At 57.2% G+C, this 17618-nt stretch carries 16 protein-coding genes and 2 other RNA genes; 14 read left to right on the top strand and 4 right to left on the bottom strand.

What is annotated here, in order from left to right; all coding sequences use genetic code 11:
• Positions 1-64 precede the first annotated feature (64 nt).
• The 11 genes from thrS (at position 65) to QGH09_10825 (ending at position 9070) form a co-directional block, all read left to right on the top strand.
• Entirely contained in the window at positions 65-1996 is a 1932-nt protein-coding gene (thrS, locus tag QGH09_10875; GenBank protein ID HJO18683.1) for a threonine--tRNA ligase, read from the top strand.
• A gap of 10 nt (positions 1997-2006) precedes the next feature.
• Entirely contained in the window at positions 2007-2570 is a 564-nt protein-coding gene (gene infC, locus QGH09_10870) for a translation initiation factor IF-3 (protein HJO18682.1), read from the top strand.
• 42 nt (positions 2571-2612) lie between these two features.
• Positions 2613-2810, top strand: a complete 198-nt coding sequence (gene rpmI, locus QGH09_10865) for a 50S ribosomal protein L35 (GenBank protein HJO18681.1) — start codon at positions 2613-2615, stop codon at positions 2808-2810.
• A gap of 34 nt (positions 2811-2844) precedes the next feature.
• Positions 2845-3201 carry a 50S ribosomal protein L20 gene (rplT, locus tag QGH09_10860; GenBank protein ID HJO18680.1) on the top strand — a complete coding sequence of 119 codons (357 nt, stop codon included), beginning with the start codon at positions 2845-2847 and terminating at the stop codon, positions 3199-3201.
• Between the two features lie 63 nt (positions 3202-3264).
• On the top strand, positions 3265-4329 hold the full coding sequence (gene pheS, locus QGH09_10855) for a phenylalanine--tRNA ligase subunit alpha (protein HJO18679.1): 1065 nt from the start codon (positions 3265-3267) through the stop codon (positions 4327-4329).
• Positions 4326-6389 (top strand): phenylalanine--tRNA ligase subunit beta, encoded by a 2064-nt coding sequence (gene pheT, locus QGH09_10850; protein HJO18678.1) that lies wholly within the window; start codon positions 4326-4328, stop codon positions 6387-6389. The genes pheS and pheT overlap by 4 nt, the downstream gene beginning before the upstream one ends.
• Before the next feature lie 17 nt (positions 6390-6406).
• A complete protein-coding gene (gene zapB / locus QGH09_10845; GenBank protein ID HJO18677.1) occupies positions 6407-6679 on the top strand; it encodes a cell division protein ZapB in 273 nt (90 codons plus the stop codon).
• Positions 6680-6689: 10 nt separating this feature from the next.
• A complete protein-coding gene (locus tag QGH09_10840; protein HJO18676.1) occupies positions 6690-6995 on the top strand; it encodes a cell division protein ZapA in 306 nt (101 codons plus the stop codon).
• Positions 6996-7131: 136 nt separating this feature from the next.
• Positions 7132-7316: non-coding RNA, 6S RNA (gene ssrS, locus QGH09_10835), on the top strand.
• Between the two features lie 117 nt (positions 7317-7433).
• A complete protein-coding gene (gene thiL / locus QGH09_10830; protein ID HJO18675.1) occupies positions 7434-8477 on the top strand; it encodes a thiamine-phosphate kinase in 1044 nt (347 codons plus the stop codon).
• Between the two features lie 71 nt (positions 8478-8548).
• Positions 8549-9070: a 3D domain-containing protein gene (locus tag QGH09_10825; protein HJO18674.1), complete on the top strand. Its 522-nt coding sequence runs from the start codon at positions 8549-8551 to the stop codon at positions 9068-9070.
• Here the strand turns inward: QGH09_10825 and QGH09_10820 are convergent.
• The 4 genes from QGH09_10820 to QGH09_10805 are packed head-to-tail and all read right to left on the bottom strand — an operon-like array spanning position 9067 to position 14026.
• On the bottom strand, positions 9067-10854 hold the full coding sequence (locus QGH09_10820; GenBank protein ID HJO18673.1) for an ABC transporter ATP-binding protein: 1788 nt from the start codon (positions 10852-10854) through the stop codon (positions 9067-9069). The two genes, QGH09_10825 and QGH09_10820, sit on opposite strands and share 4 nt — an antisense overlap.
• A 15-nt stretch (positions 10855-10869) precedes the next feature.
• Positions 10870-12624 carry an ABC transporter ATP-binding protein gene (locus tag QGH09_10815; protein ID HJO18672.1) on the bottom strand — a complete coding sequence of 585 codons (1755 nt, stop codon included), beginning with the start codon at positions 12622-12624 and terminating at the stop codon, positions 10870-10872.
• A gap of 32 nt (positions 12625-12656) precedes the next feature.
• On the bottom strand, positions 12657-13838 hold the full coding sequence (locus QGH09_10810; GenBank protein ID HJO18671.1) for an aminotransferase class I/II-fold pyridoxal phosphate-dependent enzyme: 1182 nt from the start codon (positions 13836-13838) through the stop codon (positions 12657-12659).
• Positions 13835-14026 (bottom strand): hypothetical protein, encoded by a 192-nt coding sequence (locus tag QGH09_10805; GenBank protein HJO18670.1) that lies wholly within the window; start codon positions 14024-14026, stop codon positions 13835-13837. Before QGH09_10805 ends, QGH09_10810 begins: the two co-directional genes overlap by 4 nt.
• A gap of 151 nt (positions 14027-14177) precedes the next feature.
• Here QGH09_10805 and ssrA point away from each other — a divergent pair.
• From ssrA to QGH09_10790, 3 genes are all read left to right on the top strand, one after another.
• Positions 14178-14529: a transfer-messenger RNA gene (ssrA, locus tag QGH09_10800) on the top strand.
• Positions 14530-14772: 243 nt separating this feature from the next.
• Positions 14773-15075, top strand: a complete 303-nt coding sequence (locus QGH09_10795; GenBank protein ID HJO18669.1) for a hypothetical protein — start codon at positions 14773-14775, stop codon at positions 15073-15075.
• Positions 15076-15169: 94 nt separating this feature from the next.
• Positions 15170-17485: a TonB-dependent receptor gene (locus QGH09_10790; GenBank protein HJO18668.1), complete on the top strand. Its 2316-nt coding sequence runs from the start codon at positions 15170-15172 to the stop codon at positions 17483-17485.
• Positions 17486-17618: the final 133 nt, after the last annotated feature.

Genomic DNA, 17618 nt, shown 5'->3' with positions numbered 1-17618 from the left:
GTCGGCGGCGGGTGACACTAGTTGCTTGCTGACAACTCGAAGACGAGAGTTAAGTATCCACCTTATGGCGCACGTTACCGTCACGCTTCCGGATGGCTCGCAACGCGAGGTGCAGCGAGGTTCTCTCGTCAGTGACCTGGCCAGTGCAATTTCGCCGCGACTGGCCAAAGCTGCCCTTGCCGCGATTGTCGATGATCAGCTGGTCGATTTGTCAGCGTCCCTCGACCACGATGCTTCACTACGGTTGGTCACACCGAAGAGCCCTGAGGCCCTCGAGTTATATCGCCACAGTACGGCACACCTACTCGCGGCTGCTGTTACGAATCTGTTCCCTGGTACCCAGTGCGGCATCGGACCTGCTACCGAAGACGGTTTTTTCTACGACTTCATCGTGGAACGCCCATTCGTACCGGAGGACCTTGAGGCGATCGAAGCGAAGATGCGTGAACTCACTCAAGGCGATCTGAAATACGAACGCGAAATGATGTCCAAAGAAGACGCCAAGCTGTATTTCAACGATCGAGGGGAGCCGCTCAAGGTGGAGCTCATCGAGGAAAAGGGCGGACCGGTCGTCTCGTGCTACTCCATCAAGGACGCCTTCATCGACTTCTGCACTGGGCCCCATGTCCCCTCGACCGGGCACCTTAAGGCGTTCAAGCTATTGTCAACTTCCAACGCCTACTGGAAAGGTAGCGCCGATAACCAGCCGATGCAGCGCGTCTACGGCACAGCATTCTTCAATACCAAAGACCTAAAGGCCTACCTTGAACAACTGGAAGAAGCCAAAAAGCGTGACCACCGAAAGCTGGGTCGCGAGCTAGGACTCTTTCTCTTCCACCATTGGGCCCCTGGCGCACCCTTTTGGCTTGCCAAAGGCACAATTCTCTATAACCTGCTGGCGGATTACATGCGTGAAGTACTCTGGCCAGCCGGTTACGTTGAACTGAAGACACCGATCGTCTACAACAAGGCACTTTGGGAAACATCTGGGCACTGGGAACATTATCGAGAGAATATGTTCCTAGTCGAATCGACTGACTCCCAACCAATGGGAGTCAAAGCGATGAACTGTCCAGGCCACATGCTGGTGTTTGCCAGCGAAGTTCGCAGTTACCGTGATTTACCAATCCGTTTTCACGAGCAGACTCCCCTGCATCGTAATGAAGCCTCGGGTGTGCTGGCTGGGCTCATCCGCGTGCGTCAGTTTGCCCAAGACGATGCCCACTGCTTCGTCACCGAAGACCAAATTGGTGAGGAGGTCGCTCGACTCCTTCGTCTGGTCGAACGCGTTTACGGGGATTTTGATCTGACGCCGGTGTTGCGATTGTCAACGCGGCCCGTAGAGTTCCTGGGAGAGAGCGCGCAATGGGACCACGCTGAAGCCCAGTTGAAAGAAGCACTCGCCGAAGTGGGTTTACCCTACACCGTCGACGAAGGTGATGGTGCCTTCTACGGACCGAAGGTGGACGTCGATGTGACCGATGCGATCGGTCGCAGATGGCAGTGTGCAACCATCCAACTCGATTATCAGCTCCCTCGTCGCTTCGACTTGAAGTACATTGGTGCCGACAATGCTGAGCACTGTCCGGTAGTCATTCACCGGGCAATTCTTGGGAGTTTTGAACGGTTCGTGGCTCTTCTAATCGAACACTACGCAGGCGCATTGCCAACGTGGTTGGCACCAGTTCAGGCCATCGTCCTGCCCATCGCAGACCGCCACGCCGAATACGCCGAGACGGTGCGGACCAAACTCACCGAAGCAGGCCTCCGAGTGGAAGTCGACGCGCGAAAGGAAAAAATCGGATACAAAATTCGAGAGGCCCAGTTACAGAAGATCCCGTATATGCTGATAGCTGGGGATCGCGAGGTTAGTGACGGCGCAGTGGCCGTCAGAAGTCGGGCCGGAGGCGATCAAGGGTCTCGGCCACTTAACGAATTTCGCGATGCCGCGGTTAATGAGGTGCGGCTCCGGAAAGGCGCTGCTACAATAAACTAAGGGGGTTTTTATCGCTTTCTATAGAGGTGCACCGCGGCGTGAAAGCCGCACGCGGGTAAACGAACGTATCCGGACACGTGAGATTCGGGTCATTGACGATCAAGGCGAACAGCTTGGCATCATGCCGCCTCAGCAGGCACTCGTCGTCGCTAAGGAAAAAGGACTGGACCTCGTTGAAATCTCGCCAACGGCCTCACCGCCGGTGTGCCGCATCATGGACTTCGGGCGTTATCAGTATCAAGAGCAAAAGCGTGCACGGGAAGCCAAGAAACGCCAGAAGACCATTGACGTTAAAGAAATCAAGTTTCGTCCTAAAGTTGACGAGCATGACTATCAATTCAAGAAAAAGCACATTGAACGATTTCTCGCCGACGGCGATAAAGTCAAGGCCACGATCTTTATGCGAGGGCGGGAACAGGCGCATCCAGAGATCGGACGGCGGATTCTTGAGCGCCTGGTAGCGGACCTAGGCGATCAGGCTACACAGGAGACCATGCCACGCCGTGAAGGTAATACAATGCACACTATCCTGTCGCAGCGTACTCCCGGCAAGGGAGCCGATAAGAAAAGTTGACGCAGGAAGTATAAGACCTCATCGAGAGAGTGACCGAGTTCCATGCCAAAGTTAAAAACACATCGCGGGGCTGCAAAACGATTCAAACAAACCGCTTCAGGGAAAATCGTTCGCAGTAAAGCATTCAAGCAACACATACTCACCAGCAAGAGCACGAAACGGAAGCGGAAGCTACGCGGTACGACAACCGTTTCGGCAGTTGACACGCCTCGGCTGAAGCGAATGCTGCAAAACAAGTAACGCCGGACTTGGTCCGGTCAGTGGGAGAAAAGTTATGCCGAGGGTTAAACGCGGAAATGTGAGGCGCGCCAAACGACGGAAGCTGCTGTCACGCGCCAAGGGCTTCTATCAAACCAAGAGCAAGCTCTATCGTGCGGCAAAGGAGTCTGTCGACAAGGCTCTCTCATACGCTTACATCGGACGGCGCCGTAAAAAACGGGACTTCCGACGGCTCTGGGTCATACGGATCAACGCTGCGGCGCGTCAACACGGATTGAGCTACAGCCAGTTCATCTACGGTCTGAAAACAGCCGGTGTTGCCCTCGACCGAAAAAGCCTGGCGGAACTGGCCGTTAGTGAACCGGCCGCCTTCGCTCATCTAGCGGCCCAAGCCAAGGGCGCCAGTAGGTAACTAGGACGAGCAAGCCGCAGTCAGACAAAATGGACTGCCGTTCCGTTGTTTCTTCGAATTAAGATGACTGACGCGCGCGCGATTAACGATCTGCGCACTCGATTTCAGACTGACCTCGCCCAGTCCTCAACTTCCCGAGAACTCCAAACCGTCCGCGATCGATACCTCGGCCGTAAGGGTGGGGTTGTCACCACACTTATGAAGGAAGTCGCGTCCGCCCCGGCGGACGAGCGGCCGGTGTTGGGGCGCCTTGCCAACGAGCTGAAACGTGACATTGATGTAGCGATCCGTGAACGGCGAACTGCAACCGGAGTGGGCGGTCAGGTGACGAGCACGGTGGACGTAAGCCTGCCTGGACGGGGGGCCGTAACCGGATCGCGTCACCCGTTAACAGCACTTCGGGAACAGATTGAGACGATTTTTGCCAAGATGGGATTCACGGCGCTCGAAGGCCCAGAAGTCGAGGATGAATATCACAACTTCGAAGCACTCAACATGCCACGCGACCATCCTGCGCGCGATATGCAGGATACGCTTTACCTCGCCGAGCCACTCGAACCAAGTGCGGCTTCAGGACCACATAATCAGCCACGAAGACTGCTCCGCACGCACACCTCAGGCATGCAGATCAGGTATATGGAGGAACACGAACCACCGATCCGAATCATTGCACCAGGTCCGGTTTACCGTCGCGACAATCTAGATGTCACCCACACGCCGATGTTCCACCAAATCGAGGGTCTACTTGTCGGCGAGGGTGTCACGATGGCCGACTTAAAAGGCACACTCGAGACGTTCCTTCGAGAACTCTTTGATCCTGATACCAAAGTGCTGTTCAGACCGAGTTTTTTCCCATATACCGAACCATCTGCGGAGGTCTTCATTGGGTGTCTCTTCTGCGATGGGGCCGGTTGTAACGTATGCAAAAAGACCGGATGGCTTGAGATTCTTGGCAGCGGCATGGTGCACGCCGCCGTTTTCGAAGCAGTTGGGTATGACCCCGAGCGGTATACGGGTTGGGCGTTTGGTCTGGGTATTGAACGGGTTGCGATGCTGAAATATCGCGTTGACGACATCAGGCTCTTCTACGAAAACGACCTCAAATTCCTGGAGCAGTTTCCAGCGTGAGAATCCAACTCTCTTGGCTCGATGACTATGTGACGGTGCCGGTTCCTGTTAAGGAGTTCGCGTCAAGTCTCGACATGCGCGGCTTCGAAGTTGGAGCCATTGAACCACGACCAGAGAGCTCTACGGTAAACGACACTGTTTTTGACCTTGAGATCACTGCCAACCGTCCTGATTGCCTGAGTGTGACCGGGATCGCTCGTGAGGTCGCTGCAATGTACAGCACGGAACTTCGGATGCCAACCTCTGAAATGGCTCCAACAGAGGAGCTCGTGGGCGGTTTACCGGAGTTGTCCGTAACCTTGGAAGACGCGGACCTCTGCCCACGGTATGCAGCAGCCGTCGCAGAGGTCACCGTAACCGACTCCCCTGATTGGCTAGTTCAACGCATCGAGGCCGCCGGAGGTCGGGCAATTAACAACATCGTCGACGTCACTAACTACGTCTTATTAGAACTCGGTCAACCAATGCACGCGTTCGACTTCAATCGATTGAAAGGTGCCGAGTTACGTATCCGTCGGGCTAAACCTGGCGAGCAGATACAAACTTTGGACGGCCAAACTCGCCGACTGACTGACAACATGCTGGTCATTGCCGACGGTAAGCGGCCCCAAGCCGTGGCAGGCGTAATGGGTGGCGCAGATTCCGAAGTGAATCAGGCTACACGAATCATCGTCCTAGAAAGCGCCTACTTTCAACCAGTGTCCGTGCGCCGCACTAGTAAGCGGCTTGCTCTCAGCACCGATGCATCCTATCGGTTTGAGCGTGGCTCGGATGTCTCAGCACCGGTCAGAGCGCTCGAGCGCTGTTGCACGCTACTTCGGCAGATTGGCGCCAGCAAGGCAATCGGGCCCGTTATCGACTGTTATCCGGACCCAAAAAAACCCACGTGCGTCCGTCTCCGACACAAGCGGGTCGAATATTTACTTGGTCAAACCATCGACTCTGCCTTTGTCGTCAACATCCTCACACGCCTCGGGTTCACTGTGGAGGAAACGGACCCAGGCACGTGGAACGTAGAGATACCCTTGAGACGGGTGGATGTTTCGCGAGAGGTGGACCTGATCGAGGAGATAGCACGTCATCACGGATATGAACGATTGCCGTCTACGTTTCCAATTTTGGATTCGCCGCCGCCGCCGGCTGATCCCCGAATCGACCGCGACCGACTCGTCAGTCAGGTTGCCAGGGCTAATTGTTTTTCCGAGGCCGTAACATTTGCATTTATCGAACACCCGGTAGCGTTGCCGTTTGTTAGCGACCCCGACGAACTGGTAACAATTAGCAATCCACTGTCTGAGCAATTCACGGTGCTTCGCCCGTCTCTCTTGCCTGGGCTCGTCGGTTCAGTCGCCCATAATCACCGTCGGGAACGTCATGACGTAAAACTGTTTGAGGTTGCAACGCGGTTCACACGGGCAGGCGAGACGCGAGCGGTTGCCCTCGCGTGGACAGGTGCTGGAACGCCGGAGCATTGGAGCCAGCCCTCACGTAACGTGGATTTCTTTGACATCAAAAGTAGCGTCGAGCAGCTTCTCAACACCCTGGGTGTGGTGGCCCCGGTGTATCGCCAAGCGACCTCTGCATATTTGGTCGCAGGGCATGCTGCAGAGGTGGTCACGGACAACACCCGTCTTGGAATACTGGGACAGCTTGCGCCAACCGTTTGCGTCATGCTCGGGCTTGACGGACCTGACGAGGTGTTCGTCGCCGAACTGAATCTCGACGCGGTCGCACAAATCTCTTCGGACCGTAGCAACTTCCGTTGCGCAGCCCTACCCCGTCATCCATCTGTAGTAAGGGATTTGTCAATCATCGTCGCGAGCACCTTGCCTGCCTCGGTGGTTCGTGACACGATCCGGTCGGCCGCACCGGATACACTGTTTTCAATCTGTGAATTTGACCGTTACACTGGCAAGGGCATCCCAGAGAACTGCGTGAGTCTATCGCTTCGACTTACTTTCCGTGAGCCAGACCGCACACTGACTGACACTGAGGTGCAACAGGCGGTGGAGGAAATCGTGTCGGCGTTAGCTGCATCCCACCAAGCTCGGATCCGTTAACGAATTGAGGGAGTCTGATGGCTAATAAACGTTCTTCCGCTCTGGAGCCACTCAGTCGCCTTGAAGACAAGGTGAAGCTGTTAATAGGGTTGGTGGAACGATTACAACAAGAGAAGACCAGCGCGATCCGTGAAAACGAACAACTGAAGAGTGAGCTCACCGCGCTTCGGGCCCAGTTCGAGGAATCTGACCGTGCTGATGCTGAAGTGGTTGCGCTGCGGTCTGAGCGTGATCAGATTCGGACACGCGTTACCGGTATCCTGGAACAGTTAGAAGCGATAGACCTTTAGGAGTAGCGCCGTGCCTCAAAATTCGTCGAACGTTACCAACGTCGAGATTCATGGCTTGACATACGCAGTACGGAGTTCACTCGAACCAACCGTGGTAAATAAATACGCAGCTCACGTCGAAAAAAGGATGATGAATGTGGAGACTGATGAGCAAGCACCGACGGATTCGCTCAAAGTCGCTGTTCTGGCCGCACTCAACATCACCGACGATTACTTCATGTGTAAGAGTGCCGATCAATCGACGATGCCACAGGTCCTCAAGCAAGTGGAGAACCTGGAGAAGCTGATCGATGAGGTCTTGGCCTCTAATACCTAAGCCCCGTCCCCCATCCAGAAACTAAACACCTGCCGCTTGCCAGTCCCCACCGTTCATTCTAAGATCGCGTCGACGAATAGTAGAGTTGCAATCGGCACACTAACAACCAGCTGTGGGCGGTTGGTGGTGTGGGGTGATTTCCCTGCTTTGTCCGTGATGGTTTCGGAGGTTCGGTTGAGCCAATGTTACTTTGAGTGAATTGCAACACCGTGTGGTGTGCACGCCTCTGAGTGAGGTAGCCTGAAACGCGGATGGACCCAGCGATTCCACCTGCTACACGCAGGTTCATCCGACCTCCCCACACGGCAAAGCGGGGCTTTTCCCTCTCCTTCTTTCATTAGATTTTAAGAGCGCGCCACATAGCTCAACCCATTCCAGGGACTGCAATGACAGACCAAAGGCCTCCGTCGTGTAAGCCCCCAAAGCTCACTACCAGCCATGCCAGACCGACCAGATAGGACGGCCACGCCAACGGCGGGCAAGCGTGTTGCTGAACTCGGCGAATACAAACTACTAGAACGTATCCGAGCGCGGGTGCCACCGGCTCCATCCTGGGTCGTAATCGGAATTGGTGACGACGGAGCGGTCGTCGAGCCGGCCCGAGGCCGGCTCGACGTCATCACTACCGATGCGATGGTTGAAGGCGTTCACTTCGACCGCGCATTCGGAACCCCAGCCGACCTGGGCTACAAAGCACTGGCCATCAACCTCAGCGATTTGGCAGCTATGGGTGCAGAGCCACGTGTCGGCGTACTCTCGCTGTTCTTACCCCCGGACCTAACTCTCGATGACCTCGACCATCTCCTCGATGGCCTACTAGCACTTGCCAGCCAGCACCACTTGGAACTGGTTGGCGGTAATCTGACGCGCTCTCCAGGCCCTTTATGCATCGACATCACGGCAATAGGGTCAGTCCGACGGCGAACGGTCCTGACCCGTGGGGGTGCTCAACCCGGAGATGGCCTGTATGTGACCGGTTCAATCGGCAACGCGGCAGCCGGCCTCGAATGGCTCAAAGCTCAACGAAAGGCGTCAGACACTGGTAACGAGATGACCTCTTGCGTCGAAAGGTTCCTTCGACCGGAACCAAGAGTACGCGCCGGCCTTCGTGTCGGACGCAACCGGGTAGCCACCTCTGCAATGGACCTCAGTGACGGACTCGCCGATGCGGTAACTCAACTCACACGACCGCTAGGTCTCGGAGCGATCGTCGAAGCTGATGCAATACCCGTTCAAGATGCCGCGCGGCGCTGGTTCGCTGCGCAGGACCGAGACCCAATCGTCGCAGCCATTTCTGGCGGTGAGGACTACGAACTGCTATTCACACTGCCCGACCGACCACGCAGCCGTGCGCACCTTCTTGCACGTCTCGTCAAACCACTGTCGGTTACACGGATTGGCACTGTCACTACCACACCGGACCTACTGCTCCGACGGCCAGGAGGTGATGAGCCGCTCCCCGTTGGGTTCCAACACTTCTGATAGACTTCCCGACCGAGAGCGAATTTCGTCTCATTCAGTAGATGCTGGCGATATCCTTCCGGGAACAAATCGTGACCGCCGTGGTAACCACCGTCGTGGTGGTCTTGGTTGCGGACATAACCTTGGTCGATTTGCCCACTGTTGCCGAAAGCCCCGCTCTTTCCAACGTCTCGACCCCACTACCAGAGCCTCGAACACCGTTACGCTTTATCGCCACCGCCTACTGCAAAGGCCAAACCACCCGGTCGGGGGTTCGGGTTCGGTCCGGAATCGCTGCAAGCGACCCCTCAATATTGCCACTCGGTTCGATTATCCGAGTCAGTGCAGCCGGCGACTACGACGGCCTTTACACTATTCTCGATACCGGCCCAGCAATCCAAGGTCGAATGATCGACATCTACATCTGGAGTTGCTATGAGGCTTTGGATTTTGGACGTCGCCCGCTAGACGTCACGATTGTCCGGCTCGGATGGAACCCGGCAGACAGCGAGCCCGAACGGATCAACGAAGAGTTCCAACGACGAGAAAAAGAGTGGCAGCCAAAGCACCTGTTCTCTCGGCCCCTGACGTTGAACGACGCCCCTCCACGCTAACCCGCCGCGGCAATTTCCTGCTCTTGGTATTGCAGTTGGTAAAGTTTGTAGTAAATCCCACGGCGCGCCAGCAGTTCCTGATGCGTTCCAGCTTCTCGCAATTGCCCCTTGTGTAGAACGAGAATCCGGTCCATATCCTGAATCGTCGAGAGTCGGTGGGCGATCGCGATCGTTGTACGCCCCGTCATTAACACACGGAGTGCATCCTGAATTAACACTTCGGTCTCAGTGTCCACGCTCGATGTTGCCTCGTCCAGCACCAACACCCTCGGTTCGTACACTAGGGCACGAGCAAACGTCAACAGCTGCTTCTGTCCAACTGACAACGTTGCACCCCGCTCCGCCACTGGACTCGCAAGACCGGCCGGAAGTTGATCAATAAATGGTTTGGCATGGACACTCGTAATCGCAGCGTGTATCTCGGCATCAGTAATCGTCTGATCACCTAGCCGCACGTTCGCGGCAATGGACCCCGCGAAAAGGTGTGCATCCTGGAGAACTAGACTGGAGAGCCCACGAAGGTCCGACAGGGACAGCTCACGAACGTCAATTCCATCCACGAGAATCCGCCCTCTTGAAACGTCGTAGAAACGCATTAGTAAATTTATGATCGTCGTTTTACCCGCACCCGTTGCACCAACAATGCCGATTCGCTCTCCCGGTTCCACGACAAACGATACATCCCGAAGAACATAGTTATCGTCGCCATAAGCGAACCACACACCATCAAACTCAATTCGGCCTTTAGCCGGCGCCGGACGCAGTATTGGCTTTGTCGGACTCTGGGTCTTAACGGGCGTATCAAGCAATGTAAAAATCCGCTCAGATGAAGCCATGGCTGATTGCAAGATATTAAATTTTTCTGACATGTCGCTAATCGGCCGAAAGAAGCGCTGAGCATAAAGCAGGAAGGCGACAAGGACCCCCAAGGTCAATGACTCGTCCAACACCCAGCCACCACCAAACCAAATGATCAGGGACGCTGCTAATGCGCCAACCAACTCGATAGCTGGATAGAACACCGCATAGAAAAAGATCGATGCGATGTTTGCATCGCGATGGGTCCGATTAATCCCGTCAAACGCATCAAAACTCCGCTTTTCTCGTTGGAACACCTGCACGGTCGCCATGCCCGTGATGTGTTCCTGTAAATACGCGTTGATCCGCGCAATCCAAATTCGCACAGTCCGATAGGTCTCTCGGACATGCCGGCGGAACCACTGCGTCACGATTACGATGAGCGGCAATACGGAAAACGCTACGAGCGCTAGGCGCCAGTCCATTGAAAGTAAGACGGCCATGATCCCGATGAGCATAAACACATCGCCAAAGATTGCGACGACGCCGGAGGCAAACAATTCGTTTAACACATCAACATCGGTCGTCACGCGCGTCATTAGTCGCCCGACCGGATTACGATCGAAGAAACGCACGTCGAGTCTCTGTAAATGCCCGTATACCTGCATCCGCAGGTCGAACATAATCTTCTGACCAGTCATCTGGAGCGTGTAGGTTCGGATGTATTCCAGAACGAACGCTCCCAATAGTACGAAGAGAAACACCAGCGCAATCTGGTTCAGTCCGGCAAGATCACCCGTCGCAATATAGGAATCAATGGCAATTTTCGTGAGATACGGCTGTGCGAGCTGTAATGCAGAGTGTCCAATGATCGCCACAAGCGCCACAGCCACCGTTTGGCGATAGGGCCAAAGATACGTCAAGAGCCGCCGCATCAAACGGGCGTCATAGGCTTTTCCGAGAGCTTCTTCTTCGTAAGCGGACATGTCCCACAGCCGAGGCTACGATGCGGCCAGTTCCTCCTCCAACAGCTGCTTGCGATAGAGGTCGGCGTAGACGTCATTAAGGTCAAGCAATTCGTCATGCGTCCCTTGTTCGACCAACCGTCCCTGATCAAGAACGGCGATGATGTCAGCATCGCGTACCGTGGACATTCGATGGGCGACAATGATTGATGTCCGTTGATCCATGACCTCACGTAACCCTTTCAGAATTCGCTCTTCTGTGTAGGTATCCACTGCGGACAGGGCGTCGTCAAGAATCAGAATGCGCGGGTCAACCGTCAGCGCTCGTGCCAACGCAACCCGTTGTTTCTGCCCGCCGGAAAGAGTGATGCCTCGCTCTCCGACCGTCGTCTCATATCCGCGTGGAAACTGTTCAATATCGGCATCTAGACAAGCCACTGTGATTGCCGTCCGTACCGATTTGTCCACCACATCAGTGTTCGCGTCCTCGGCTAGTCCGAACGCCACGTTATCGCGGAGGGTCGTCGAAAAGAGGAACGGCTCTTGCGGCACGTATCCGACAGCAGACCGCAACTGACCTAACGGCAGGTCCCGAACGTCGATACCATCAATGAACACCGTCCCAGGTGGCGGGTCATATAGCCGTTGAATGAGGCCGAGCAGCGTTGACTTTCCAGAACCCGTACCGCCAACAAGGGCAAGCGTCTGTCCCGGTTCAACGCGAAGTGAGAGACTGGAGAGTACCGGGGCTCCATCACCGTAAGCGAACGTCAACTCGCGTATTTCAATGCCCCCTTGGACGTTCCCAACCGGCACCCCACCCCGGTCAATGATCTCCGGCACCGCATCGAAGACCTCAAGCATACGTTTCCATGACGCCATGCCACGTTGCAGCATGTTCGTGACCCAACCGAAGGCGATCATTGGCCAGGTGAGCATCACCAAATACGCATTGAATGCCACGAATTCACCGACCGTGATTTGCCCGAGGATCACCTCGCGGCTACCGAGCCACAATACGAGTAACCCTCCAAAACCGAGGAACATCGCCAAACTCGGATAGAAGAGCCCTTGGAGTTGAATCAAACCTCGATTCCGATCGAGATATGTTCTATTGGCGACCCGAAACCGCTCTATTTCAGACTCCTCCTGTCGATAGGCACGAACGACCCGCACGCCAGCGAGCGCTTCTTGGACCACCGCACTCATGTGGGACAGCTGAGCTTGGATTTCCTCAAAGCGGCGATGAATCGCACTGCCGAAGAATTTCACCAAGAGCGACACAAACGGCAGCGGTATCAGTGCGATCAGTGTCAAACGGAGATTGATCGAAAGCATCAAAATGATCGCGACAAAGAACACGAGGATAGTGTTGACCGAGTACATGATGGCTGGTCCGGCCATCATGCGAACCGCGCTGAGGTCGTTCGTCGCACGCGACATGATGTCGCCCGTGCGCTCGGACTGAAAATAGCTTAGGGAGAGACGCTCAAGGTGCGCGTAGAAGTCGTTCCGGATGTCGTACTCAATCTCTCGCGACACGCCGACGATTAACCTGCGCATCAGGAATCGAAAACAGCCACCCACCACCGCAATACCCAGCAACAATGCCCCGTAGAGGCCGAGCTTCCCGCGAGTGACCCCGACCGTCAGGTCATCAATGGCATACTTGAGCACCCACGGTGACAAGAGCGAGACCGAGGCCATCGCAACAACACACGATAAGCCAAGCAGTAACCGACGGCGATGTCGGAGGACGTAAGGGAGGAGTCGTTTGGTAGCAGCGACCATACGAACGTCTACGATAACTCCACAAGTGCGGGTCAGCCTGTGGTCTGCACGCCGAGTTTTGCCAGGCGGCGGTCGGCTTCACGCAGGGTCTCGTCCTGCTTGCAGAAACAAAACCTGAGCTTCGTGCGACCGAACTCAGTGTTTCGATAAAAGCTGCTCCCGGGCACAGCAGCCACGCCAATTTCCCGGACTAAATACTGGGCAAACTCCACGTCGTCCACCGCACCAACCGAGGTGAGGTCAATGTCGGTCATGATGTAGTAAGCCCCTGAGGGACGGTAGCAATTGAAACCGTGCCGCTCAAGAATCTCCATTAGGAGATTCCGCCGTTGCTCGTAACTATCGGCCAGCCCACGATAGTAGCTATCTGGCAACTCAAGGGCGACCGCGCCGGCAGCCTGAAGGGGTGCGGCCGCACCCACGGTCACGAAGTCATGTACCTTTCGGATCGCACCCGTCAGTTCTGGCGGTGCGATGGTCCAGCCCACTCGCCACCCCGTTACGCTGAAGGTCTTCGAGAGGCTGTTGATCGTCACAGTGCGGTCTACCATCCCATCAATCGCCGCCATCGGCACGTGACGCACCCCATCGTAGATGATGTGCTCGTAAATCTCATCGGTCACGGCCAGCACGTTCCACTGCTGGCAGAGCCCTGCAATGACACCGAGTTCCTCCGGGGTGAACACCTTACCGGTTGGGTTATTTGGACTGTTAATAAGAATTGCACGAGTCCTGTCGTTGAACGCCGCTGCGAGCTCATCAGGGTCGAACATCCACGCTGGCTCGCGCAACGTCACATAGCGGGGCACGGCACCGGAAAGAATCGCATCGGGCCCATAGTTCTCATAAAACGGTTCAAAGACAATGACTTCATCTCCCGGGTCGACGCTCGCGAGCAACGTCGTAAGCATTGCCTCAGTCGACCCGCAGCAGACCGTGACCTGCGTGTCAGGATTTACCGGAACGCCATACCGGCGCGTAAAATCCTTGGCGACAGCTTCGCGGAGCGGCGTCGCACCCCACGTGATGGCATATTGGTTGTCATCGGCCTGAATTGCAGCGCACGCGGCGGTCTTAATCGCGTCAGGTGCAGGAAAATCTGGGAAGCCTTGCGACAGATTAACACCGTCGTGCTCGTCCGACAGCCGCGTCATCTCACGAATGACCGATTCGGTGAACTGACTAGCCTTCTTGGACCCGACACCCTGAGTCATGACGCGAACTCACTTCCCTGCTCACCTACTCTACGAAAGACCTCGGTGATCTCGTGCAGAGCTGCAACATGTGATATCCCGACCAACTGCACAACCGGCGCGACCGTGATCGCTTGACGGGTTCGGTCATCCCGCAACATCACGAACCAGCAACTGGTCCCACTAAACCGTGTTACGGAAACAGACAAGCGGTCATTATACGGGATGTTGTGAACGCTTGCGCTGGTCGCGAACAGCTACAAGTCTCATGTGCTCAACGAATTGACCAGTGATCCCCCCAAGACTACAATAGGGAACGCGCGTGGTCTTCTGGCCACGGTGAACGTTGGTCAGAGAATCGGGGGCGATACGGCTTCGACGGAGGTATACAACCGCGGGATGCATGTCGAGCACCATCGACTCGTAAATCCGATGGAACAAACCATAACTGCGGATACGCAGCTCGCTCTCGCTGCCTAAGGGTAGCGACGTTCAACCCGTTCTAGCCTGTGAGGCGGGATTGAATGTCATTTCAGCAGGCTGGTCGTAACGTGCCGTGCCGACGCGGAACGATGAGACGTTTTCGGGGCTAGTCAGTAGCAATTTCGGCGGCTCTTCAACGCTACTGGCAAACTTTCAAGAGCCGACACACATGTAGAGTCCCACGGGTACGTGCTTTCGGACGCGGGTTCGACTCCCGCCGCCTCCACCAACATCACATCCGACGAGATTCCAGAAGAACCGATAAGATTTTGACAATAGGCGACCTGCCCTTGTTACACTGGGGGCTACGTCCGGCGCCGGTTCTCTCGCAGCACGGGCGTCTTTTCATTGTGACGCAGTCCAGTTTTCGCGCTAGCGTGCTCTTCGTCATCCTCGGTCAGATCGCGACCCTAGTCGCGGCGCCGCTCGCGGTCTGCTATCTGGCGGACACAGGGAGCCCGCCCGTGCACGAGTGCCCGCACCAGATGGAGCCGGGCGCCTATTGCCCGATGCATCACGGGAACGAGGACGGTCCATCCGCCGACCCGGTGGCGACGTGGCAGACCTGCGGGGTGGACCACCAGTTGCTCGCGTGGCTGCACGTGCCGCTCGCGCCGCCCGAGCCAGTAACGAGCGACATCGGGATACCGCTCGACTGCACCCCTACGCCCATCGCGGCGTCGCTCACACCGGCCCAACCGATGGCCGATCCACCGTCACCTCCACCCCGCGCGTCATAACCCCTCCGTCGTCCTTCGTCTTGGCTCTCCGTTGACGATCAAACCGGCATCGTGCCGATCGTGATCGGTGTGGACAGACACCGCTCGACTGTTAGCGCGCTCTCGTGTTGGAGCGCTCGAGGAGGTTCATTGTTCCGCTGCAAGGCCCGTTGGAAGAATCTGTTCGCGTTCGTGTTCATCGCGACAACCACCACCGCCGCCGCCCATGCTCAGGGCGTGAACTGGGGCGGTGTGGTGGTTGACCCACAAGCGTTCGCGCTGCCCGGTGTGTCGGTCGACCTACGCACCGTCGACGGCAACTTCGTAGCGACCATCCCCACCGACCGGGAGGGTCGGTTCCAGTTCACCGTACCGGCCGGCACCTACCAGTTGACGGCTAGCCTGCTGGGCTTCGAATCGGTCACACGGGAGGTCGCCATCGGCGCGCCGACGCGCGACTTCCGTATCGAGCTCAAGCTCGGGTCGTTCAGACAGGAGGTGGTCGTCACCGCCACCATGCCGGAACTGGCCATGGAGGTCGTCGTGTCGGCGACCGAGGCGGAGCAACGCGCCGTCCGTGACGTCGCTGAGCACCTGCGCACCAAGGCGGGCCTCTCGGCCACGCGGCGCGGGCCGATCAACCTGGAGCCAACGATTCGCGGTCTCCAGGAGACACAGGTAGCGATGTTCGTCGACGGCACTCGCACATACGCCGCTGGCCCAGCCCGGATGGACTCGGACATTAGCCATGTCAGCCCGCACACCTTGCAGGCGGTGCGCGTCGTCAAAGGGCCGTGGGCGCTGACCTGGGGGGCCGGTGCCCTCAGCGCTGTGCGTATCGAGACGTTCCGGCCAGCGTTTTCCGGCGGCGAGTTCGTCCTGGGTGGTCGTGTCGGCGCCAACTACGCGCAGAGCGGCGACGGCACCGACGGCTTCGCCGGTGTCTGGGGTAGCAACGATCGCGCCCGGTTCGCCGTGTACCACAACACCCGGGCGGCGAACGACTACGAGGATGGCGACAACAACCTGATTCCAGGCGACTACGAGTCGTTCGACACCCGCTGGACCGCCGCCTTCAAACCGAACGCGGCAACCACCATCGAGTATCTGGGCGGGTATCAGGAGCAGCGTGACATCGACTACGCGGGTCGGATTCTCGATGCGACCTTCTTCAAGACGCACTCGCACGCCGGTGAGGTGACCTGGCGACCGCAGGCGTCGATCGTGTCCGAGATACACGGTCAGGTCTACGCCAACCTCAAAGACCACCTGATGAACAACGACGAGAAACCGACGGCTTTCGACATGCTGGGGCGAATCCCGCCGTTTGGCCTGCGGGTCGAGCTACCGACCGAATCGGACACGACCGGCGGGCGGTTTTACGTGATGCTTGACCAGGGCACGATCGACTGGAAGCTTGGAACCGACCTGACGCGCCTGGAACAGAACGCCAGCCGGTCGATCTTCCGGCGCTCGAACGACTCCCTGATCTTCAGCGACATCGTCTGGCCAGACGCCGGTCTGACGAATATCGGTGGGTACGCCCAGGCGATCTACGCCTGGGGCGGCGGACAGCTCGGTGCTACTGTGCGGGTCGACGCGCTCGACGCGTCGGCTGGCGTGGTCTCGGACTTCTTCTCCGCCAATACCACGGGTTCGATCAACCAGACCGAAACGAACGTCAGCGCCGCCGTGAACGCCACCCTGCCGGTGACCGGCGCATTCGTCGTCTCGGCCGGAGTCGGCCGGAGCGTGCGAAGCGCCACGCCGATGGAGCGGTACTCAGACCGGTTTCCGTCCACCAAGTTCCAGACCGCGGCCGAGTTCATGGGGAACCCGGCCCTGAGACCGGAGGAGGCGCTGGAGGTCAATGTCGGCAGTCTGTTCCAGGTGGCGCGAGCGTCGATCACCGCCGACATTTTCTATCGCACCATCGACAACTACATCACCGTCGTGCCTGACCAGTCGCTGCCGAAACGGCTGCCGCTCAGCCCGAACACGGTCTTTCGCTACATCAACGGCAGCGAAGCCCAGTTCGCCGGCTTCGAGCTGCAGGCCGAGTCGGATCTCGGCCCTTACGCGGACGTGAGCGCCTCGTATAGCTACGTCTGGGCTGAGGACGAAGAGCTCAACGAACCGGTGTTCGGGATCGAGCCGTTCGAGCAGCGTTATGCGATTCAGGCGCACACCCGGGACTTGCAACGCTGGATCGAGCTGGGGGTGACGGTGGCGAGCGCTCAGAACCGGGTGGCCACGACGCGGCTCGAGCAGGCGACCGAGGGCTGGACCGTTCTCGATCTGCGGGCCAGCATCGCACTCGGTCGGGGGGTGTCGGTGAAGCTGGGAGTGGAAAACTTGACTGACGAGACCTACGCGACCCATCTGAACTCGCTGAACCCGTTCATGAGGCAGCGGGTCAACGAGGTCGGCCGAAGCTCTTATCTGGGACTGGAATACGGGTTCTAGCAGGCTGCGGAAGAACTCATAGGGCTACGGACAGGTCTGACAGATCAGGCAAGGCAGCTACTGGCGTCCGTGCAAAGGCGGGGGCACTTCCCCGATGCTGCCAGCCTCTCGCGTGACTTGACAACGCCGTCGG

The organism is Vicinamibacterales bacterium, assembly GCA_036012125.1.
GTDB lineage: Bacteria > Acidobacteriota > Vicinamibacteria > Vicinamibacterales > UBA823 > UBA11600.
This window is presented reverse-complemented; position numbering and strand designations above follow the sequence as displayed.